The organism is Actinomycetota bacterium (genome assembly GCA_035697485.1).
Taxonomy (GTDB): Bacteria; Actinomycetota; UBA4738; order UBA4738; family HRBIN12; genus JAOUEA01.
Map to the genome: position 1 here is coordinate 52,862 of DASSCU010000015.1, position 20,467 is coordinate 73,328.

Annotated in this window: 18 protein-coding genes and 3 tRNA genes; 11 read left to right on the top strand and 10 right to left on the bottom strand. The window is 70.0% G+C overall.

Annotated elements, in window-relative coordinates; genetic code table 11:
• Positions 1-37 precede the first annotated feature (37 nt).
• Genes VFI59_03335 through VFI59_03350 form a run of 4 tightly spaced genes read right to left on the bottom strand, consistent with a single transcriptional unit; the run spans position 38 to position 6,665 of the window.
• Positions 38-841: an SDR family NAD(P)-dependent oxidoreductase gene (locus VFI59_03335; GenBank protein ID HET6712725.1), complete on the bottom strand. Its 804-nt coding sequence runs from the start codon at positions 839-841 to the stop codon at positions 38-40.
• Positions 838-3,507, bottom strand: a complete 2,670-nt coding sequence (locus VFI59_03340) for a DUF294 nucleotidyltransferase-like domain-containing protein (GenBank protein ID HET6712726.1) — start codon at positions 3,505-3,507, stop codon at positions 838-840. Before VFI59_03340 ends, VFI59_03335 begins: the two co-directional genes overlap by 4 nt.
• A gap of 51 nt (positions 3,508-3,558) precedes the next feature.
• The gene (locus VFI59_03345; GenBank protein HET6712727.1) at positions 3,559-5,511 is read right to left on the bottom strand and encodes an AMP-binding protein; all 1,953 of its coding nucleotides are present in this window, start codon (positions 5,509-5,511) and stop codon (positions 3,559-3,561) included.
• A gap of 2 nt (positions 5,512-5,513) precedes the next feature.
• Positions 5,514-6,665: an acyl-CoA dehydrogenase family protein gene (locus VFI59_03350; protein HET6712728.1), complete on the bottom strand. Its 1,152-nt coding sequence runs from the start codon at positions 6,663-6,665 to the stop codon at positions 5,514-5,516.
• Positions 6,666-6,777: 112 nt separating this feature from the next.
• Here VFI59_03350 and VFI59_03355 point away from each other — a divergent pair, with 112 nt between their 5' ends.
• The 4 genes from VFI59_03355 to VFI59_03370 are packed head-to-tail and all read left to right on the top strand — an operon-like array spanning position 6,778 to position 11,715.
• On the top strand, positions 6,778-8,343 hold the full coding sequence (locus VFI59_03355) for a carboxyl transferase domain-containing protein (protein HET6712729.1): 1,566 nt from the start codon (positions 6,778-6,780) through the stop codon (positions 8,341-8,343).
• Positions 8,340-9,119 carry an enoyl-CoA hydratase-related protein gene (locus tag VFI59_03360; protein HET6712730.1) on the top strand — a complete coding sequence of 260 codons (780 nt, stop codon included), beginning with the start codon at positions 8,340-8,342 and terminating at the stop codon, positions 9,117-9,119. The genes VFI59_03355 and VFI59_03360 overlap by 4 nt, the downstream gene beginning before the upstream one ends.
• Complete coding sequence (locus VFI59_03365; GenBank protein ID HET6712731.1) at positions 9,095-10,813, top strand: biotin carboxylase N-terminal domain-containing protein; 1,719 nt, start codon at positions 9,095-9,097, stop codon at positions 10,811-10,813. The genes VFI59_03360 and VFI59_03365 overlap by 25 nt, the downstream gene beginning before the upstream one ends.
• The gene (locus VFI59_03370) at positions 10,810-11,715 is read left to right on the top strand and encodes a hydroxymethylglutaryl-CoA lyase (GenBank protein ID HET6712732.1); all 906 of its coding nucleotides are present in this window, start codon (positions 10,810-10,812) and stop codon (positions 11,713-11,715) included. Before VFI59_03365 ends, VFI59_03370 begins: the two co-directional genes overlap by 4 nt.
• Here the strand turns inward: VFI59_03370 and VFI59_03375 are convergent.
• Positions 11,704-12,090, bottom strand: a complete 387-nt coding sequence (locus VFI59_03375) for a RidA family protein (protein ID HET6712733.1) — start codon at positions 12,088-12,090, stop codon at positions 11,704-11,706. The genes VFI59_03370 and VFI59_03375 overlap by 12 nt on opposite strands.
• A 73-nt stretch (positions 12,091-12,163) precedes the next feature.
• Between VFI59_03375 and VFI59_03380 the strand changes: the two genes are divergently transcribed.
• Positions 12,164-13,492, top strand: coding sequence for a glutamine synthetase family protein (locus tag VFI59_03380; GenBank protein HET6712734.1), 1,329 nt, complete (start codon positions 12,164-12,166; stop codon positions 13,490-13,492).
• 49 nt (positions 13,493-13,541) lie between these two features.
• Here the strand turns inward: VFI59_03380 and VFI59_03385 are convergent, their stop codons facing one another.
• Complete coding sequence (locus VFI59_03385; GenBank protein ID HET6712735.1) at positions 13,542-13,877, bottom strand: plastocyanin/azurin family copper-binding protein; 336 nt, start codon at positions 13,875-13,877, stop codon at positions 13,542-13,544.
• A gap of 64 nt (positions 13,878-13,941) precedes the next feature.
• Positions 13,942-14,295, bottom strand: a complete 354-nt coding sequence (locus VFI59_03390; GenBank protein HET6712736.1) for a plastocyanin/azurin family copper-binding protein — start codon at positions 14,293-14,295, stop codon at positions 13,942-13,944.
• A gap of 125 nt (positions 14,296-14,420) precedes the next feature.
• Between VFI59_03390 and VFI59_03395 the strand changes: the two genes are divergently transcribed.
• Entirely contained in the window at positions 14,421-14,894 is a 474-nt protein-coding gene (locus VFI59_03395) for a hypothetical protein (GenBank protein ID HET6712737.1), read from the top strand.
• A gap of 54 nt (positions 14,895-14,948) precedes the next feature.
• Positions 14,949-16,571: an NAD+ synthase gene (locus tag VFI59_03400; protein HET6712738.1), complete on the top strand. Its 1,623-nt coding sequence runs from the start codon at positions 14,949-14,951 to the stop codon at positions 16,569-16,571.
• 42 nt (positions 16,572-16,613) lie between these two features.
• On the opposite strand, the gene VFI59_03405 is transcribed toward VFI59_03400, so the two are convergent.
• Positions 16,614-16,829, bottom strand: a complete 216-nt coding sequence (locus VFI59_03405; protein ID HET6712739.1) for a hypothetical protein — start codon at positions 16,827-16,829, stop codon at positions 16,614-16,616.
• Positions 16,830-16,900: 71 nt separating this feature from the next.
• Between VFI59_03405 and VFI59_03410 the strand changes: the two genes are divergently transcribed.
• Both VFI59_03410 and VFI59_03415 read left to right on the top strand, forming a co-directional pair.
• Positions 16,901-16,975, top strand: a tRNA-Lys gene (locus VFI59_03410).
• 139 nt (positions 16,976-17,114) lie between these two features.
• Positions 17,115-18,884: a hypothetical protein gene (locus VFI59_03415; GenBank protein ID HET6712740.1), complete on the top strand. Its 1,770-nt coding sequence runs from the start codon at positions 17,115-17,117 to the stop codon at positions 18,882-18,884.
• A 259-nt stretch (positions 18,885-19,143) separates the two neighbouring features.
• On the opposite strand, the gene VFI59_03420 is transcribed toward VFI59_03415, so the two are convergent.
• Positions 19,144-19,293, bottom strand: a complete 150-nt coding sequence (locus VFI59_03420) for a hypothetical protein (GenBank protein HET6712741.1) — start codon at positions 19,291-19,293, stop codon at positions 19,144-19,146.
• 59 nt (positions 19,294-19,352) lie between these two features.
• Here VFI59_03420 and VFI59_03425 point away from each other — a divergent pair.
• Both VFI59_03425 and VFI59_03430 read left to right on the top strand, forming a co-directional pair.
• Positions 19,353-19,425: transfer RNA gene (locus VFI59_03425), tRNA-Glu, on the top strand.
• Between the two features lie 59 nt (positions 19,426-19,484).
• Positions 19,485-19,563, top strand: a tRNA-Asp gene (locus tag VFI59_03430).
• A gap of 55 nt (positions 19,564-19,618) precedes the next feature.
• On the opposite strand, the gene VFI59_03435 is transcribed toward VFI59_03430, so the two are convergent.
• Positions 19,619-19,966 carry a hypothetical protein gene (locus VFI59_03435; protein ID HET6712742.1) on the bottom strand — a complete coding sequence of 116 codons (348 nt, stop codon included), beginning with the start codon at positions 19,964-19,966 and terminating at the stop codon, positions 19,619-19,621.
• Between the last annotated feature and the right edge of the window lie 501 nt (positions 19,967-20,467).

Consider the following 20,467-nt stretch of genomic DNA (forward strand, 5'->3'; position numbering starts at 1 on the left):
TGCTTTCCTCCCGTGGGTCGGGGACGTCGGCTCCGGGTCAGTCCTCGACGCGCCGCTGCGAACGGCCGGCGATCCGCGCAGCGGTCGTCCGCGGCAGGAAGCGCGAGCCGAACACGAACACCCTGCTGGACCCACCGGTGACGAGGTAGGGCTTCCCCGCCTTCATCGCCAGGAAACCGGCCTCGGCGACCTCACGGGCGCTCGGGAGCCCCCGATCGCGGATCAAGGCCGACTCAGCCATGTCGGCTCGCCCCTGGAAGCCGGTCGCGGTCGGACCGGGACACAGGCACGTGACCGTGACGCCGGTGTCCCGGAGCTCCTCGGCCATGGCCAGGGAGAGCGAGAGCACGTAGGCCTTCGTCGCGGCGTAGGCCGCGGTCATCGGCGCCGGCGCGAACGAGCCGACCGAGCCGAGGTTCAGGACCCGGCCGCGGCGCCGTTCGATCATGCCGGGAACGATCAGGCGGCTGAGCTCGGTCAGCGCGACGACGTTGACGCGCAGGAGTTCGGATTGCGTCGCCGGATCGTCCCGCCAGAACTCGCCGTAGGTGGAGAACCCTGCGTTGTTCACCAATGCCTCGACCACGACCCCGCGCTGATCGAGCGAGGCGACCAGCTCGGCGCTCGCGCCGGCTGCCGACAAATCTCTCGGGAGCACGGTGACCTCGACACGGTCGCGTTCCTCAACCTCCTGGGCGACGGTCTCCATCGCGGCGCCGCTGCGGGCCACCATGACGACGTCCCAGCCCTCGGCCCCGAACAACCTCGTGAACTCGACGCCGAAGCCGCTGGAGGCGCCGGTGACCAGGGCGGTGCGCCGCGGCGCGCCTGTCTCGCTCATGCGATCTCCTCGGAGAAGACGCGCTCCATCGCGCGGCGGGCGCGGCGGGTCACGCGCAGGTAGTCGTCGATGAAGCTCTGGCGGGGGTACTCCTCGTAGCCGAGGCGACGGGCGAGCGCCGTCTGCTCAGCGGGGTTCGGCGGCACGGCCTCGGCGTGCAGCCGTCGGTCCATCTCGAGCGCGTTCTTCACGTCGGTGCAGAAGACGAACGCTTCCCCGAGATCGCGGGCCACCGATCCGCTCATCAGCTTCGCCGCGGCGAGCCGGTCGATCGCCTCCAGCGTCCGCCGCGAACGGACCTCGGGATGCTCGCCGCCGTGGCGCATCAGCGAGAGCTCGACCGCGAACTGGACGTCGGCGAGGGACCCGATGCCGAGCTTGAAGTGGAACTTCGCCGCCTCGGGCGGTTTCACCCGCTCCCGCTCGATCCGTTCGCGCATGCGACGCATGTCGGCGATCCGGTCGATCGTGATGCCCTCGGGCGGGAACGCGGCGTCGGCGGTGTTCAGTTCGAAGCGCCGCCCGAGGTCGGGATCGCCGGCGACCGCCCGGGCCCGCAGCAGCGCCTGGAACTCCCAGGTCTCCGCGTAGCGCTGCCAGTACCCGAGGTATCCGGCGATCGATCGCGCGAGCGGCCCGTTGCGGCCCTCGGGACGGAGGTCGGAGTCGGGCTCCCAACCCGCATCGCGCACGGACCGAAGGATCCGCTCGGCGAGTTGCCCGGCGGCACGCTGTGTCTCGGAACCCTCGCCGTCGTACACGAACATCAGGTCGAGATCGCTGGCAACGTTCAGCTCGCGGGCGCCGAGCTTGCCCATGCCGATCACGGCGAACGGCAGATCGGCCGGCGGCTCGGCGGCCTCGAGCGCCTCGCCGATCACGCGCACGGCCACCGCGCTCAGTGCCTCGCCGGTCTCGCGCGGCGTGAGCTCACGCCCGGCCGTGCGCGCGACGGCGTCGACGAGGTCGCCGGCGGCATCGGTCTCTCCCCACAGGAGGGTGTCGGAGAGACCCTGGATGCGCGAGGGATCGGCCACCAGCAGGTCGGTGGCGAACGAGCTGGCCCCGGCGACGTGGGCGAGGCGGCGGGCCGCGACCGGGTCGGTCGTGAGGAGGTCGGCCACGGCACGCCCGTCTCCGACCGCCTCGGCGATGCGTTCCAGCCGCACGAGGGCCGCGTCGGGTGTCGGCGAGAGCGCGAGGGCGGGCGCCATCACCGGGAACAGGTGGCCCAGCACCTTCCCGATGCGCCTCGTCGGATCGACGAGGCGGCCCAGCACGTCGTAGGAACGGGCGGGCTCGGCGAAGCCGAGCCCGCCCAGCAGCTCCTCGGTGGCCGGTCGGTCGGTGCCGTGGCTCGGATGCAGCTGCGCTGGCCCGGCGAACGACTCGAGGAGCGGCCGGTAGAACAGGCGCTCGTGGATCGATCGAACCAGTCCGGTCGTCCGATCGTACTCGGCGGTGAGGGCGTCGGCGTCCGGGAGTTCGAGCGAGCGTGCGAGGGTCGTGCGCGCGTGCCGGCCGGCGGGCAGGTCGTGTGTCTGCAGGTCCCGCACGATCTGCAGACGGTGCTCCACGCGCCGCAGGAACCGGTAGGCGTCGGCCAGGATCTCGGCGTCCGCGTCGGCCACGTATCCCTCCAGCGCCAGCGATCTGAGAGCGGCGAGCGTGTTGGGGGTGCGCAGTCGGGCATCACGGCGCCCGTGCACGATCTGCAACAGCTGCACCGCGAACTCGACGTCGCGGATGCCGCCCCTCCCCCGCTTGACCTCGGTGAACTCCTTGCCCCGTTGTCGGATGTACTCCTCGAGCCGCACCTTCGTCCGCCGGACGTCCTCGATCGCGGTCGGTGCGAGCTCGGGCGGGTAGACGAACGGCGTCACGCCCTCGACGAACGCGCGTCCGAGGTCCGCATCGCCTGCGACCGGCCGCGCCTTGATCATCGCTTGGCGTTCCCACATGGCGGACTCCCGGTCGTAGTAGGCGAGGGTGGCCTCGAGTGAACGGCTCAGGGCACCGGCTCGGCCTCCCGGCCGCAGAGCGACGTCGACGCGCAGGGCGATGCCCTCGGCGGTCGGCTCCGCGAGCATCGCGGTCACGGCGGCCACCGAGCCCTCGGCAGCTTCCTGAGCCGCGGGACCGGGGTCGCGGTGCAGGAACAGCAGGTCGACGTCGCTCGCGTAGTTCAGCTCGTACCCGCCGAGCTTGCCGAGCGCGATCACGGCGAGCTCACCGGTGCCCGGCGCCAGGGCGAGCGCTTCGTTGATGCAGGCGTCTGCGATCGCGCTGATCTCGACCACGACTTCGTCGAGCGCCGCGCCAGCGAGGTCGCGCGCCGCCACTCGCAGGATCGCCCGCCGCCGGAACCGGCGCAGGCCGTCGACCGGGCCGAGACCATCGACGTCGGCCGCGAGCTCAGCGCGAAGGGCACCACCACCGCGTGCCGAGACGTCGGCGAGCGCATGCACCTCGTGCGGGTTCGCCACGAGGAAGTCGGCCGCGGCCCTCGAGAAGCCGAGCAGACGAGCCGCGCTCTCGGTGATCTCCGGCCGAGCCAGCGCTTTACGGGCCGTCGGATCGTCGCCGACCCTCGAGAAGGCCACCCGGGCGAGCTCGGGATCGGGTGCCGTTGCGAGCGTGCGGCCGAGCATCTCGGGGGTCAGCACCCCGGCATCATCGCAGGCGACCGCATGGGGACGGCGTTCGCGAGCCGTTGGCTAAGGTTCGCGGGCGGCGCGGATCGCGTCGAGCACCCGAGGATCCTCGAGCGAGGAGAGGTCTCCGGCGTCGTCGCCGGTGAGCGCGGCGCGCACGGCCCGCCGGACGATCTTCGCGCTCCGTGTCTTGGGCAACCCCTCGGCGAACACCACGGTGTGCGGCGTGAACGCACCGCCCAGGCGTTCACGCACCGCACTGCGCAGCTCCGTCGCGAGCGCGCTCCCCGGCCCTTCACCGGCGCGGAGCACCACGACGCACGCGATCGTCTCGCCCTTGAGCTCGTCGGGCAGACCGACGACCGCCGACTCCGCGACGGCGGGGTGCATCGCCAGCACGGACTCGATCTCGGCCGGTCCGATCCGTTTGCCCGCGACGTTCAGCGTGTCGTCGCTGCGGCCGTGCAGGAACCAGTAGCCGTCGCCGTCGCGGCTCGCCCAGTCGCCGTGGGTCCATACCTCGGGGAACCGACGCCAGTACGAGTCGAGGTAGCGGTCGGGGTCCCGCCACACGCCGCGGGTCATCGACGGCCACGGCTGCCGGCAGACGAGCTCTCCGACGGCGCCGGGCGCGACGGGCAGCCCACCGGCGTCGACGATGTCGACGTCCATGCCCAGCGCCGGGCCGCCGAGCGACGCCACCTTGGTCGGCACGACGGGGTGCGGCGAGAGGAAGCACGCGCCGACCTCGGTGCCGCCGGACAGATTGACGATCGGACGGCCGCTCTCACCGATCTCGGAGTGCAACCAGAGGTACGAGTCGGGATCCCACGGCTCTCCCGTCGACGCAAGCACCCGCAGCGACGCCCGATCGTGGTCGCCGAGACGAGCGTCCGCGGTCGTCCGCAAGGCTCGGATCAGGGTCGGCGACACACCCAGTATCCCGATGCGATGTCGCGACACCTGCTCCAACAGGCGGGACGACGTGGGATGGAGTGGGGAACCCTCGGTAAGCACCACGGTGGCACCGAGGGCGAGCGCGCCGATGATCTCCCAGGGGCCCATGATCCAGCCGAGATCCGTCGCCCAGTGCAACCGCTCGCCGCGGTGCAGGTCGACCTGGTACGCGACCTCCTCGGCGATCTTCACGAGGAACCCACCGTGCACATGCACCGCGCCCTTCGGCCGGCCGGTCGTGCCGCTCGTATACCCGATGAACAGCGGGTGCTCGCTGTCGAGCGCGAGGGTCTCGACCGGCTCCTGCGGCCGGGCCTCCGGCCAAGGGCGATCGCGGTCGGGCTCGATCGTCGTCGGCTCGTCGGGCAGCCGCATCCAGACCACCTGGTGCCGCACTCCCCCGGCTTGTGACGCGGCACGGTCGGCGATCGCCTTCATCGGCACCACCGCACCCTTGCGGAGGGTGGCGTTGGCCGTGATCACGACCCCACATCCCGCGTCGGCGAGTCGCGCCGCGACGGCATCGGGGCCGAACCCGCTGAAGATCGGCACCCAGACGGCTCCGATCTTCGAACAGGCCATGAGGGCGGCGACCGTCTCGATCGCCATCGGCAAGAACAGCGCGACCCGGTCGCCGGGAGCCACCCCGAGACCGATCAACGTCGCCGCCACCCGGTCGGTCATGCCTTGCAGCTCGGCGTAGGTGGCCGTTCGAACGTCGCCGTCCTCTCCCTCCCAGATGACGGCGAGGGCGCCGCCATCGCGGTCGGCCCAACGGTCGAGACACTGGTCGGCGACGTTGATCCGTCCCCCGGCGAACCACGTCGCCCACTCTGGACCACGCGAGAGGTCCAGTACCTGCCGATACGGCGTCGTGAACCGGATGTCGAGGTCGCGGACGACCGCGTCCCAGAACCATCCGACGTCGGCAACCGATCGCCGGGTCAGCTCCTCGAGCCCATCGATGCCGTGCGTGCGCATCAGGCGCGTGACGTTGGCGCGCTCGACGTCGTCGGCCGACGGGCTCCAGATGAACCGAGGGTCATCGGCCGGGTCCACGGCTACTCGAGCTTCCCGGTCAGCGCCCGGCCGATCAGCATTCGGCGGATCTCGGCCGTGCCCGCACCGATCGTGTAGAGCTTCGCGTCGCGCACGAGCCGACCCGCGGGCACCTCACTCAGGTACCCGGCGCCGCCGAGGCTCTGGATGGCCTCGAGAGCAACCTGCACGGCCCGCTCCGAGCCGTACAGCAAGGCACCCGCACACGCAGCGGACCAACGACGATCGGGCTCACGATCGAACCGAGCCGCCACGTCGTAGGCGTAGGCCCGCGCGGACTCCAGCGACACGTACATGTCGGCGAGCTTGCCCTGCATCAGCTCGAACGACCCGATCGGCTTGCCGAACTGACGTCGCTCGCGCACGTAGGGCAGGACGAGATCCATCGCCGCCTGCATGATGCCGAGGGGTCCGCCCGCGAGCACCAGCCGCTCCGAGTCGAGGCCGGACATCAGCACCCCTGTCCCGCCCCCCACCTCACCGAGCACGTGGTCCTCGGGGATGTGGCAGTCGGAGAAGACGATCTCGGAGGTCGACGAGCCGCGCATCCCCAGCTTGTCCATCTTCGGGGACGCCCGGAACCCGTCCATGCCCCGCTCGATCACGAACGCCGTCACCGACCGATCCCGATCGATCGCCGCCGTCCGCATGTACACGATGAGCACGTCGGCCTCAGGACCGTTCGTGATCCACATCTTCGAGCCGTTCGCGAGCCACCCCCCGGCCACGGGCTGCGCCCGGCACGACATCGAACCGATCACATCGGACCCCGCATCGGCCTCGCTCATCGCGAGGGCGCCGACATGCTCGCCGCTCAGCAGACGGGGAAGCCACCGGGCATGCTGTTCAGGTGTGCCGTTGACCCACAGGTTGTGCACGCAAAGGTTCGAGTGCGCCGCGTAGGACATGCCGACCGACGCCGACGCGCGGGACAGCTCCTCGACGACGACCAGGTGCTCAAGGAAGCCGAGGCCGGCGCCGCCGTCGCCTTCGGCCACGGTCGGCCCGAGGACCCCGAGGTCGCCCATGCGCGGCCACAACCACCGGGGGAAGGCATCGTCGCGGTCGATCTCATGGGCGTGCGGAGCGACCTCGCGGTCGGCGAAGACGCGGACGGTGTCCCGGAGCTCGTCGATGCCGATGCGATCGCCCATGCGGCTACACGCTACGCCGCCGATCCGGTTCGCGTGGCCGCGTCGACCGAGTGACCGCAGTATGGTGGCACGCGATGATCGGGGGCGCCGCGACGAACGGATCGGGTCGGGCGTGCCGCGACTGACGACACACGTCGACCCGTCCACCGACGCGTTCGCGGCGAACGAGGCCGCCATGCGGGCGCTCGTGGAGGACCTCGAGCGACGGCTCGCCGAGGCCCAGCTCGGAGGCGGCGAAACCGCGACCGAACGCCACCGTTCCCGGGGCAAGCTCACGGTTCGCGAACGCATCGATCGACTGGTCGACAGGGGCACGGCATTCCTCGAGCTCTCGGCGCTCGCCGCCTGCGACCTCTACGCAGGAGAAGCGCCGGGCGCGGGCATCGTGACCGGCGTCGGAGTCGTTCGCGGCACGCCCTGCATGGTCGTGGCCAACGACGCCACCGTGAAGGGCGGCACCTACTTCCCGATGACGGTGAAGAAGCACCTACGGGCGCAAGAGATCGCGATGGAGAACCGCCTGCCCTGCATCTATCTGGTCGACTCGGGTGGCGCCTTCCTGCCGCTGCAGGCCGACGTCTTCCCCGACAGGGAGCACTTCGGGCGCATCTTCTATCACCAGGCGCGCATGTCGGCCGCTGGCATCCCGCAGATCGCCGCGGTGATGGGGTCGTGCACGGCGGGCGGGGCCTATGTGCCGGCGATGTCCGACGAGACCGTGATCGTGCGCGGCACCGGCACGATCTTCCTCGGCGGCCCTCCCCTCGTGAAGGCCGCGACGGGTGAGGACGTGGACCCCGAGGCGCTCGGCGGCGCCGACGTGCACGCGCGCCGCAGTGGTGTTGCAGACCACGAGGCGGCCGACGACGAGCACGCGCTCCGCGTCGTGCGCGAGATCGTCGCGAACCTGAACCTGCCCGTTCAGCGTGCCTGGTCGATCGCCGAGCCGGCCGCGCCGGCGGTCGATCCGGGCGGCCTGTACGGCGCGATCCCGACCGAGCTGTCACAGAGCTACGACGTTCGCGAGGTGATCGCCAGGATCGTCGACGGGTCGGAGCTGCACGAGTTCAAGCAGCTGTACGGCGACACGCTCGTGTGTGGCTTCGCTCGGATCCACGGGCATCCCGTCGCGATCCTCGCGAACAACGGCATCCTGTTCTCGGAGTCGGCGTTGAAGGGCACCCACTTCGTGCAGCTCGCGTGCGAGCGAGGAACGCCGCTCGTTTTCCTGCAGAACATCACGGGGTTCATGGTCGGAAGGGAGTACGAGGCCGGCGGCATCGCGAAGGACGGCGCGAAGCTCGTGACGTCCGTGGCGTGCGCGAACGTGCCGAAGTTCACGGTCGTCATCGGCGGATCGTTCGGCGCCGGGAACTACGCGATGTGCGGACGCGCGTACGGGCCGAGGCAGCTCTGGATGTGGCCGAACGCGCGTATCTCCGTGATGGGTGGGGTGCAGGCTGCGAAGGTGCTGACAGCGGTCGGCGGCGATCCCGCCGAGGAAGCAGCCACGATCGAACGCTACGATCGCGAAGGAAGTCCCTACTTTTCGACGGCGCGCTTGTGGGACGACGGGGTGATCGATCCGCTGGACACGCGCAAGGTGCTCGCCCTCGGGCTCGACGCCGCATCGCGGGCACCGCTCGAGCCCACGACGTTCGGGGTGTTCCGCACGTGACCGACGTCATCGTCTCGCATGACGGCCCGGTCGTGACGCTCACCCTGGACCGCCCGGAGCGACGGAACGCGCTCGACCCCGGGCTGTTGCACGATCTCTCGTCGGCGGTCGACGGTGCCGGCGCCGACGACGGCGTGCGGGTGGTCGTGCTCACCGGCGCCGGGACCGCCTTCTCGGCCGGGGCAGACCTGGAGTGGATGCGCGCCAGCGTGAACCTGTCCGTCGACGAGAACCGTCGGGAGGCCGCGACGATGGCGGCGGCGTTCGAGGCGGTGGACCGTTGCCCGAAGGCCGTGATCGCGCGAGTCAACGGTCCCGCGATCGGCGGCGGGGCCGGACTCGTGGCGTGCAGCGACGTCGCGATCGCGGTCGAAGGCGCGCGATTCGCGTTCGCGGAGGTGCGGCTCGGCCTACTCCCCGCCACGATCGCGCCGTACGTGTTGCGCGCGATCGGCCCGGGCCACGCTCGGGAGCTGTTCACGTCCGGCCGCCCCTTCGACGCTGAGGAAGCGCGCTCGCTGGGCCTCGTGCATCACGTCGTCGCGCCCGATGCCCTCGACGCCTACGTCGCCCGGCGGATCGACGATTATCTCGCCTGCGGGCCTGAGGCCGTCGACGCGAACAAGCGGCTCGTGCGCGACGCGACCGCATCGTTGACCGCACCGGATCTGCCCGACCGGATCGCCGCGGCTCGTGCGAGCCCGGAGGGTCAGGAAGGCATCGCCGCGTTCCTCGACAAGCGCACGCCGAGATGGCTGAACTCTCGCGGGTCCTGATCGCGAACCGCGGCGAGATCGCGTTGCGCATCGTGCGCGCATGCCAGGAATCCGGGATCGACGCGATCGTGGCCGTCGGTCCGGGAGAGGTCGACGGTCCGGCGTCGCAGCTCGCGGATGGGTGCGTCGAGGTCCCGTCCTACCTCGACGCCGACGCCCTGGTGCGAGCCGCCATGGAGATGGAGGTCGACGCGGTTCATCCCGGCTACGGATTCCTGGCCGAGGATCCCGGGTTCGCCGAACGGGTGGTGGCAGCGGGGCTGCGCTGGGTCGGTCCGTCGGCGGACGCGATGCGCCTGCTCGGTGACAAGGTGAAGGCGCGCTCGGTGGCTGAAGACGTGGGGGTTCCCGTCGTGCCCGGGGCGGCCGTCGGAACGGGGCCCGACGACCGGCTCGCCGAGGCGTCGGCGCTGGGGCCCCCCCTGCTCGTGAAGGCCGTGTCCGGCGGCGGCGGTCGTGGCATGCGCAGGGTCGACGACCTGGCTACCCTCGCCGACGCGGTCCTGGCCGCACGCCACGAGGCGGCGGCCAGCTTCGGCGACGGGCGCGTCTTCGTCGAACGCAGAATGGAGCGCGTGCACCACGTCGAGATCCAGGTGCTGCTGGACGAGCACGGACGGGCGACGCACCTCGGCGAGCGCGACTGCTCCGTGCAACGGCGCCATCAGAAGATCATCGAAGAGTCACCCTCACCGAGGGTCGATGCCGGGCGGCGGGCCGAGCTCGGGGAGGCCGCTCTCGCCATCGCTCGACGGGCCGGATACGTGGGCGTCGGCACGGCAGAGTTCCTCATCGGCGCCGATGGTGGATGGTGGTTCCTGGAGATGAACGCGCGTCTGCAGGTCGAGCATCCTGTCACCGAGGCGGTGACTGGGATCGACATCGTGCGGACGCAGCTCTCGATCGCCGCCGGCGAGCCGCTCGCCCTCGGGCCGGCGGAGCTCCGCGGACATGCGATCGAGGCCCGGGTGTATGCGGAGGACCCGGCCAACGGGTTCCTCCCGACGGGCGGACGTGTGGCGCGCCTGGACCTCCCGCATCGGCCTGGCGTGAGGATCGACACGGCGCTCCGGGCTGGGGACGAGGTCGGGCTCGGCTACGACCCGTTGCTCGCGAAGGTGATCGCCTTGGCAGAGGACCGCCCAAGGGCGATCGAGCGCCTACGGTTGGCGCTCGCCGAGGTGCACGTCGTCGGCGTCACCACGAACCTGGGCTTCCTGCTCGACGCGCTCGGCCGACCCGAGATCGCCGACGGATCGGTCGACACGGACTGGGTGGAGGGAACGTGGCTTCCGCAGGTGCCTGACCTGCCGGCAGGTGTGGTGGCGTCGAACGATCCCCACGACCCATGGGTGACCTATGGGTCGGACTCCAGCACCGCCGACGTCGTGGTCGCCGGCGACCATGCGCAATTCCGCGGCTGGGCGTACCGGCTGGGCGACAACGGGCTCGATGCGGTGTCGCTGTCACCACCGGGAGGCTCGCTCACCTCTCCGATGCCGGCAACCGTTGTCAGCGTCGACGCGACGCCAGGCGATCACGTGACGGCTGGTCAGGTCCTCGCGTTGCTGGAGGCGATGAAGATCCAGGTGCAGGTGACCGCGCCGATCGAAGGCACCGTCGGAGCGGTGCACGTGCGTTCGGGTGATGTGGTCGCGCGCGACCAGGTCCTGATCGAGCTGGAGGACTCATGAGCCGATCCCTCGTAGACCACGGCGATCGGCCGGATCGGGTCCGCATCGTGGAGGTCGGCCCCCGTGACGGCTTGCAGAACGAGGCGGCCGTCGTCCCGGCCGACGCGAAAGTGGCGTTCGTCGAGGCACTCGCAGACTCCGGCCTGCCGGTCGTCGAGGTGACGTCGTTCGTGAGTCCTCGGGCCGTGCCCCAACTCGCCGACGCCGACGAGGTCCTGCCCCGGGTGCGACGGCGCGGCGGGGTACGGTATCCGGTGCTCGTGCCGAACATGCGGGGCATGGAGCGGGCGGAGCGCGCCGGCGCGGACGCGGTTGCGGTGTTCACGGCCGCATCGGAGGCCTTCAACGAGCGGAACATCGGCATGACGATCCGGGAGTCGCTCGAGGCGTTCCAACCGGTCCTCGAGGGCGCGACCACGCTCGGCTGGTGGCGTCGGGGCTACATCTCGACCGCCTTCGGTTGCCCGTATTCGGGTGCGGTGGATCCTGCACGCGTCGCCGAGGTTGCCTCGGAGTTGTTGGACCTCGGGTGCGACGAGATCTCGGTCGGCGACACGATCGGCGTCGCGGTGCCCGACGACGTGCGCCGGGTCTGCGACGTCGTGCTCGCTCGGGTCCCGGCCGACCGCCTCGCCCTTCACATGCACGACACGCGTGGGCGGGCGCTCGACAACGTCGTCGCTGGCCTCGAGCGTGGCGTCTGGATCTACGACGCGTCGGCAGGCGGTACCGGTGGGTGTCCGTTCGCGCCCGGCGCACCCGGCAACCTCGCGACCGAGGCCCTCTGTGACCTGTTGGACCGGCTCGGGATCGAGCACGGCGTCGACTCCGAGCGTGTGCGCGTCGCGGCTCTCGAGCTGCGAACGGCGATGACCTCGGACCAGCACCCTTCAGTCCAGTAACGCGTCGGCCTCGATCTCGACCTTCCACGCGGGGTCGAGGAACCCGGTCACGACCACCATCGTGCTCGCCGGCCGGACCTCGCCGAACACCTCTCCGTGGGCCCGTCCGACCTCGCGCCAGTCCTGCGCGTCCACGAGGAACGTGCGGGTGCGCACGACGTGCTCAGGTCCGGCACCGGCCTCCCGCAGCGCTGACAGGATGATCTCGAGGCATCGGCGCGTCTGCTCGTACACGTCGTCGGCGACCGACCCGCCGACGGGCGGCACCGGTGCCGTTCCGGCGACATGCACGTGCCGCCCCGCCACGAGAGCGCGCGAGAACCCGATCTCGGGCTCGTACGGTGACCCCGACGAGATGCGCTGACGGTCGGACAACCCGTTCCCCCCTCAACTGCTGAGTTAACGGCCCCGTAACCGTGGCCGTTCGGAGGCAACCTACCCTTTCCCCATGGCCCTCACCGCGGAAGCCGACTACGTCCTGCGCACGATCGAGGAGCGGGGCATCCGGTTCGTCCGGCTCTGGTTCACCGACGTGCTCGGGTTCCTGAAGTCGTTCACGATCACATCCCAGGAGCTCGAGGGCGCGTTCGCCGAAGGCATGGGGTTCGACGGCTCCTCGATCGAAGGATTCAGCCGCATCCAGGAATCCGACATGATCGCGATCCCCGATCCGGCGACGTTCCAGATCATCCCCTGGAAGATGGAGGCCCCCGTCGCCCGCATGTTCTGCGACGTCTGGACCCCTGACGGCGTGCCGTTCGACGGTGACCCGCGCGGGGTGCTGAAGCGCCAGTTGCAGCGTGCGGCGGACCTCGGGTTCACCTACTACGTCGGCCCCGAGCTCGAGTTCTTCTACTTCCGATCGCTCGAGGATCCCGCCTTCCTCGACCAGGGCGGCTACTTCGACGAGACGCCGCTCGACGTCGCGACCGATTACCGCAAGCGCACGGTGCAGTACCTCGAGGCGATGGGCATCCCCGTCGAGTACGTGCACCACGAGGTGGCGCCGAGCCAGCACGAGATCGACCTGCGCTACGCCGACGCGCTCACGATGGCCGACAACGTGATGGCCTATCGCCTCACCGTGAAGGAGGTCGCCCAGGAGTTCGGCATCTACGCGACGTTCATGCCGAAGCCCGTCGCGGGCGTGAACGGCTCGGGCATGCACACCCATCAGTCGTTGTTCGAGGGCGACCGCAACGCGTTCTTCGATGCGGCCGACGAGTACCACCTGTCGAAGACGGCGAAGCGATTCGTCGCCGGGTTGCTGCACCATGCGCCCGAGATCACCCTGCTCACGAACCAGTGGGTGAACTCCTACAAGCGGCTCGTGCCCGGCTACGAGGCGCCGGTCTACGTCTGCTGGGCCCGCCGGAACCGCAGCGCCCTCGTGCGCGTTCCCCAGTACAAGCCCGGCAAGGAAGAGGCAACGCGCATCGAGTACCGCTCTCCCGACCCGGCGTGCAACCCGTACCTCGCGTTCGCGGCGATGCTCGCGGCGGGCCTCGAGGGCATCGAGCACGAGTACGAGCTGCCACCCGAGGCGAGCAACAACATCTACGAGATGACCGACGACGAGCGCGAGACGGCCGGCATCCGGTCGCTGCCCGAGGATCTGGTCGAGGCGATCCACCTCGCCGAGAACAGCGACGTGCTGGGCGAGGCCCTCGGCGACCACGTGCACGAGTTCCTGATCCGGAACAAGCGCGAGGAGTGGGACGCCTTCAAGGCGTACGTGAGTCCCTTCGAGCTCGAGCGCTACCTGCCGATCCTTTAGGCCGATCCTTTAGGCCGATCCTCGAGGCCGATCCACGGCGATCGCGGCCTCACACGCGGACCTTGCCGCACATGCCGGTGCAACGACCGCCGGAGACGGAACCATGGATCGAGCAGTAGAAGCGATACGTACCGCGCTGTCGGAACGTTCGTGAGACCGACTCCCCCTGGCTGATGCGCTTCGAGAAGCGCCAGTCCCCACCGAACGCCCGCACCGTGTGCGTGCCGCTCGCCGCCCGCCACCGCACCCGGTCGCCACGATCGATGTCCACCGTCGACGGACGCCACGACGAGCCACTGCCGCGGATCGTGACCGCCGAGACCTGACCTGCGGCGGCCACCGAGATCACCACCGTCGATGCAACGACCACACCGATCCGCCACATGCGCCCTCCCCTCGTCGGCGATCCCACGGCAGGGGTACGAGAGGAACCGATCGTGGGTTCAGGTTCAGCCGACGGTGACCACGCCGCACATGCCCGTGCACTCCCCGCCCGCGACGGAACCGTGCAGCGTGCACACGTACTTGTAGCGACCGTTCCTGTCGAAGGTGTAGCGGATCGAGTCGCCTTCGCGCACCTGGCGATGGAAGTCCCACCGGCCCTTGTACGCGCTCACGTTGTGGTCCCGCGCGATCGACCGCCACTTCACGGTGCCTCCACGGGAGATCTCGACCCGTCGGGGACGCCAGTCCTGGGCGTACCCCTTCACCACGGTGACCGCCGATGCCTGGGAGAGACCGCCCAGGAGCATGCACGCGACCGCCGCAGCGACGAAAGCGATGCGAAGGTGGCACCTCCTCACAACGGGACCTCCCCGATACTCCAGCGGGCGGCGTCGGCGGCGTGCCGGGACGGCGGAAGTGTAGCCACCGAACCTGCCGCTCGGGCGACTTGTTCCGGCGCGCATCGCTCGGCTACCGTGGCGATATGGTCCCTGACCACGACGACATCACCCCTGCGCTCTCCGAAGCGAAGCGCCGACGCGCGACCCTGCACGACGCCCTCGTGCACCTGGAGATCGCGATCTCATCGCCGGCCGCCGGACGGATCCCGGAGTGGACCGCACTGGTGACGAAGGAGATGACCGGCGTCCGTGACGCGTTCGACCAGCACGTGCTGGTGACCGAGAAGCCGGGTGGCCTCTACGAGGAGATCATCATGCGGGCGCCCCGGCTCGACGGCACCGTCCGTCGGCTGAAGAACGAACACCCGGAGATCGCCGAGAAGATCGGGGAGATGCTGCAGCGGCTCGAACTGGCCACGATCGGCGGCCAAGAGTGGCCACTCGACGATGCGCGTGACGACCTTCAGCGGTTCATCGGCACCGTGATCCGCCATCGACAGAAGGGCGCCGACCTCGTCTGGGAGGCGTACAACGTCGACATCGGCGGCACCGAGTAACGCGTCGACCTCGCACGACCCTCCCCCGAACGTTCCTCGCGTAGGCTCTGACGCATGCCGCGCATCGCACTCGGACAGGTGAACCTCACGGTCGGCGACCTCGATGGCAACGTGGCTCGCATGTCCGACGCCGCGGCTCGCGCGACCCAGGACGGTGCCGACGTGATCGCCTTCCCCGAGCTCGCGATCACCGGCTACCCGCCCGAGGACCTCGTGCATCGCGGGGAGTTCATCCGAGAGAACCTCGAATCGCTCGACGCCCTCGCGCGCAAGACCGCGACCTCGTGCCCGGTCGTCACGGGCTTCATCGACCGGACCGACGCGGGAGCGCACAACGCCGCGGCGCTGCTGCGCAACGGCACCGTCGAGACCCGCTACCACAAGATGCAACTGCCGAACTTCGGGGTCTTCGACGAGGAGCGCTACTTCGTGCCCGGCCCCTCGGGCACCCGGATCGAGATCGGCGGGCTCACGATCGGCCTGTCGGTGTGTGAGGACGCCTGGCACGACGCCCAGCCGTTCGCGAGCTACGCCGGCCTGTCGCTGATCCTGAACATCAACGGCTCCCCGTACCACCGTGGCAAGACCGCGGAACGCGCCGAGATCCTGGCCGCGAGGGCGCGCCAGACCGGCGCGTGGATCGCGTACGTGAACGCGGTCGGCGGCCAGGACGAGCTCGTGTTCGACGGCGGCTCGATGATGGTCGCTCCCGACGGTTCGGTGCGTCACAGGGCCACGATGTTCGGCGAGGACCTCCTGATCGTCGATCTGCACGGAGACACCTCGTTCGCCGACCCGCGTCCGTCGTGGCCCACCGACGACGCCGAGGAGGTCTGGCAGGCGCTCGTGCTGGGGCTCGGCGACTACGCGAAGAAGAACGGCTTCCGCGAGGCGGTGCTCGGGTTGTCGGGGGGCATCGACTCCGCGATCACCGCATCGCTCGCGGTCGACGCGCTGGGGGCCGATGCCGTGCACGCGCTGGCGATGCCGTCGCCCTACAGCTCGCCCGAGAGCCTCGAGGACGCCGTCGACTGCGCCGCTCGGCTCGGCATGCGCATCGACACCGTGGAGATCACGAGCGTGCTCGACGCCTACCGCTACGCGCTCGCCGAGCTGTTCGCCGGCACGGCCGAGGACGTCACCGAGGAGAACCTGCAGGCCCGCATCCGCGGCAACCTGCTGATGGCGGTGTCGAACAAGTTCGGCCCGATCGTGCTCGCCACCGGGAACAAGAGCGAGTACGCGGTGGGGTACTCCACCCTGTACGGCGACATGGCGGGAGGCTTCGCGCCGATCAAGGACGTGCCGAAGACGCTCGTGTACGAGCTCGCGCGGTGGCGGAACGCGGCCGCGACGTCGCGAGGCGAGGAGCCGCCGATCCCGGAGCGGACGATCACGAAGCCCCCGAGCGCGGAGCTCCGACCCGGTCAGAAGGACACCGACTCGCTGCCGCCGTACGAGGAGCTCGATCCCGTGATCGAGGCCTACGTCGAGGACGACCTCGGTGTCGACGACATGGTGAGCGCCGGGTTCGATCGCGCGTTGGCCGAGCGGGTCGTAGGGATGATCGACCGCAACGAGTACAAGCGGCGCCAGGCGGCGCCAGGCGTGAAGATCACCCCGAAGGCGTTCGGTCGCGACCGGCGCATGCCGATCACGAACCGCTACCCGGGCTAGCACACCAGGCCAGAGGGGAGCCGCCCGACCGAGCGCCGAAGCTCAGAGCGTCTGCCCGTACACCTCCAGCTCGACCTGGCGATACACGAGATGCCGGGGCGTGCCGTAGCGACCGGTGCCTCTGGTCACGATCTTCGTGGCGAGCACCTGCTCTTCGACAGGGACGAGGATCGGCGCTGGCTCGGGTCCGCTCTGGGCCGCGGCCTCCGCGGGCGACCGGATCAGTTGACCTGCGAACCAGGTCGTCAGCGACGACACGACCTCTGGTTAGGGCAGGAACGGTTTCGCCACTGCGGGGCCTGCGGAGAGGCCCGTAGGATGCGACGACGGGGCCCGTAGCTCAGTCCGGTCAGAGCAGGGGGCTTTTAACCCTCGTGCCGCAGGTTCGAATCCTGCCGGGCCCACCCTGCCTGTGCGACCGCATCCGACACCACTCCGGGCCTGGACCCACCGAGATCGGGCCAAGGGAGGGTTGCCTCCCTCCGGAACGGCCGATAGCCTTACCGCATCGGCCTACGTCATTGAGACAGGAGTCCCCTCCGTATGCGCGCTCCTCCCCGTTCCTCTTCGTCGGCGCTCGCCACGATCGTGATCGTGTCGGGGCTCCTCGCCGTTCCGACAGCGGCCCAAGCGGCGACACCCTCGACCGACGCCGCGACCACGTGGATGCTCAACGCCAAGGTCTGGTCGCTGCAGGAAGCCGGAGGTTCCATGTGGGCGGGCGGCACGTTCACGAGGTACCTGACGCCGACCGGCGCGTCGGGGCCGACGGCAACGGGCCTCGCGGCGTTCGATGCGGCCGGTGCACCCGCCGCCGTCGCGCTCCCGAACCTGGGATCGACCGCTTCGGTCGATGACCTCACCCTCGGACCGAACGGGGTGTTGTACGCCGCGGGCAAGTTCACATATACGTTCGGTGGTGCGTCGCGGAAGAACCTGGTGGGCATCGATCCCGCCACCGGCGCCATCGTGCAAGGGTTCTCCACCCCCACGCTCAGGACCGTGCTGGCCACCTCGGATCGCGTCTACGCCGGCGGAGGCAAGCTGAGTGCCTACCGGTTCGACGGCACGAAGGACTCGACGTTCACCGACGTGATCCCGTTGATCGACCCGGCGCTGCGGAGCCATACGACCCCGGATCAGTTCCGCGACCTCGACCTCCACGGAGGTGCGATCATCGCGACGGGGCAGTTCGACTTCATCAACGGCGCGGTTCAGAAGGTAGCCGTGAAGGTCGATCCCGTCTCCGGCGCGCCGATCCCGTGGAGCCTCGAGGGCATCGGAGCCACCAGCGCGGCCTTCGGCCTCGCGGCGCAGGTCGACGGCGATACCGTCTTTGTCGGCGCCGGCGGTTCGGATTTCGTGGGCGCCTACTCGGCGGTGACCGGCGAGGAACTCTGGAAGACCGACACGTCCGGGTCGGCGCAACAGGTCGCCCGCTACGACTCCCAAACCCTGATCGTGGGCGGACACTTCGAGTGGTCGGCCGCATCGAAGAACCAACAGTGCGGGAGCAACCAGAACCCGAACACGGCGTGCTTCTTCCAGCCCCGCCTGATCGCCGTCGATGCCGCGACGGGCGCCGTCGACACGGGTTGGCGCCCGAACATCTGTTGCAACTACAACGGCGTCTGGGGACTCGCGGTCTCGGGGACGCAGCTCCACGTGGGGGGCCAATTCACCGAGGCAGGGAGCCGCACGCAGAAGTACTACGCCCGGTTCGACGCGGCCGGGGGGCCGCCACCGCCCCCGTCGGGCGAGGTGTTCACCGATGGCTTCGAGAGCGGCGATCTGTCTGCGTGGACCTCGTCCAGCGGCCTGTCCGTGGGCCCGGGTTCCGCGCACACGGGTTCGTTCGGTGCGGCCGATACGACATCGGTCGCGTGGGCCATGGCACAAACCGGATCACCGCACACCGACCTCTACGCGCGCATGTGGATCAACGTCGCCATGGGCAACCAGACCGTGCAGGTGATGCGGTTCCGCACGGACACGAACAAGACCCTCGTGACGATCTCGGTGCTGGGCAGCCGCAAGCTGCAGGTGAAGAGCAACACGACGGGGACGACGATGTCGTCGACGCAGACGCTCGGCACCGGGTGGCACGACCTCCAGGTGCACGGGCTGGTCGACGGCTCCTCAGGGCGGATCGAGCTCTGGCTCGACGGCGCCAAGCTGATCGACCTCACCCCCACCTCGCTCGGCAGCACGGCGATCCGGAGGATCGAGATCGGCAACCGGGCGACCGGGAAGGTCTACGACGCGTCGTACGACGACGTCACGGTCGACACCGCCTTCGTGGTCGACGCCTGACCGACACCTCGGTCGTGTCGTCGGAGGCGGGTAGCCTGCGGCGGTGCGGCGATGCGAGATGACCGGCCCCCGGGGCCCCCGGTGGCGTGTCGATGTGCCGACGTCGCATCGCGAGCGGGTCCGTGGTCTCCGGGAGCGCGAGCGGCTCTCGGTCGACGACGCGATGCTCTTCGAGCACTGTCGCTCCGTGCACACGATCGGCATGCGGTTTCCGATCACCGTGGCGGCGCTCGATCGGGAGTGGCGCGTCCGGCGGGTCTCAGTGGTTCGTCCGCGACGGGTGGTGCTCCCCCGCCCTCACGTCCGACACGTCCTGGAGCTCGCCGCCGACGCCGACGTGCGGCCGGGCGACCGCTTGGTGTTCGATCAGGCAGGTGTCGCCGACCCCCGCACGTCGGGACCGGGTCACCCCTGGCTATACTCTGTCGGCTGCCCTCGTGGCCGCTACCCTGCTGGAGGAGCACCTGCGCCCCCATCGTCTAGCGGCCTAGGACGCCGCCCTTTCAAGGCGGAAGCACGGGTTCGAATCCCGTTGGGGGCACGGTTCCGGCGCGGATCCTCGGGTCTTCGCGCGGCACCGTGACAACAGGAACACCACGTGCGCCCGTAGAGGAGTCAGGCCGTCCTCACCGCCCTGTCAAGGCGGAGATCGCGGGATCGAAGCCCGTCGGGCGCGCCATCGACGCCGCGCCGGCCCTCCGAGGTCGGCGCGGCGTCCGTTTTCCCTGAGCTCCTCAGCAGGTCACATGCAGGATCGCGTTCGTCTCCGGATCGCCAGAACGCAGGAGTTCGATCGCCTGGAGGGTCGGCGTGACGACGAGCTCGACGTGGCGTCGGGTGGCCTCCTGGCGGACCTCCTCGAGCACCGGAAGCGCCCCCGAGGCGCCACTGCCGATCACCAGCCGACGGCACGCCCACGGGATCTCCTCGGCGGCCGATAGCGGGGTATGCCCGGCCGTACGGAGCGCCTTCGAGGGACCCTTGTCCCGTCGGCCGACGCGCCCGTCCTCGATCACCACGTCGTGCTCGTACGTCACATCGTCGATCTCGATGGACCCGAACGCGTACCGACCGAAGTGCATGCCTCGATGCTAGTACCGGCCCTGCACCGGACACCAGCGGGACCGCGGCAGCTCACCATCACCGCATACGACCGTTCGGAGTCCCGAGCCACCTCCAGTCCGTGCATTTCATCGCGCTGGTGATGACCTCGGGCGATCCCGCCGGTCGTCGATCGGCCCGGGCCAGGTTGGGGCGGCGGGGATCCCCGATCTGGCAGGTCAGCGCGTTGGCCGTCACGCCCTGGTAACGGAACCGGCCGTTCTGGTAACGCCTCAGTCACCAGGCGGGGCCATCGACCCCGGATGCCGCAGGTCACCTCACCTCTACTCCGTCGCCTCGACGCGGATGGCGGGTGGTCGTGGTCCGCGATGCCGTCGACGCGTCCGACGAAGCACGGGCAGGAACTCCCCCGGATCCGCGGCATAGGCACCCATCTCGTCGGTACGGCGCCTCGCCCGAATGGCTCCATACCGTCGACCGGTCTTGGGAGCTCGACCGTTCGTTCGGCGACGTCCCCTCTG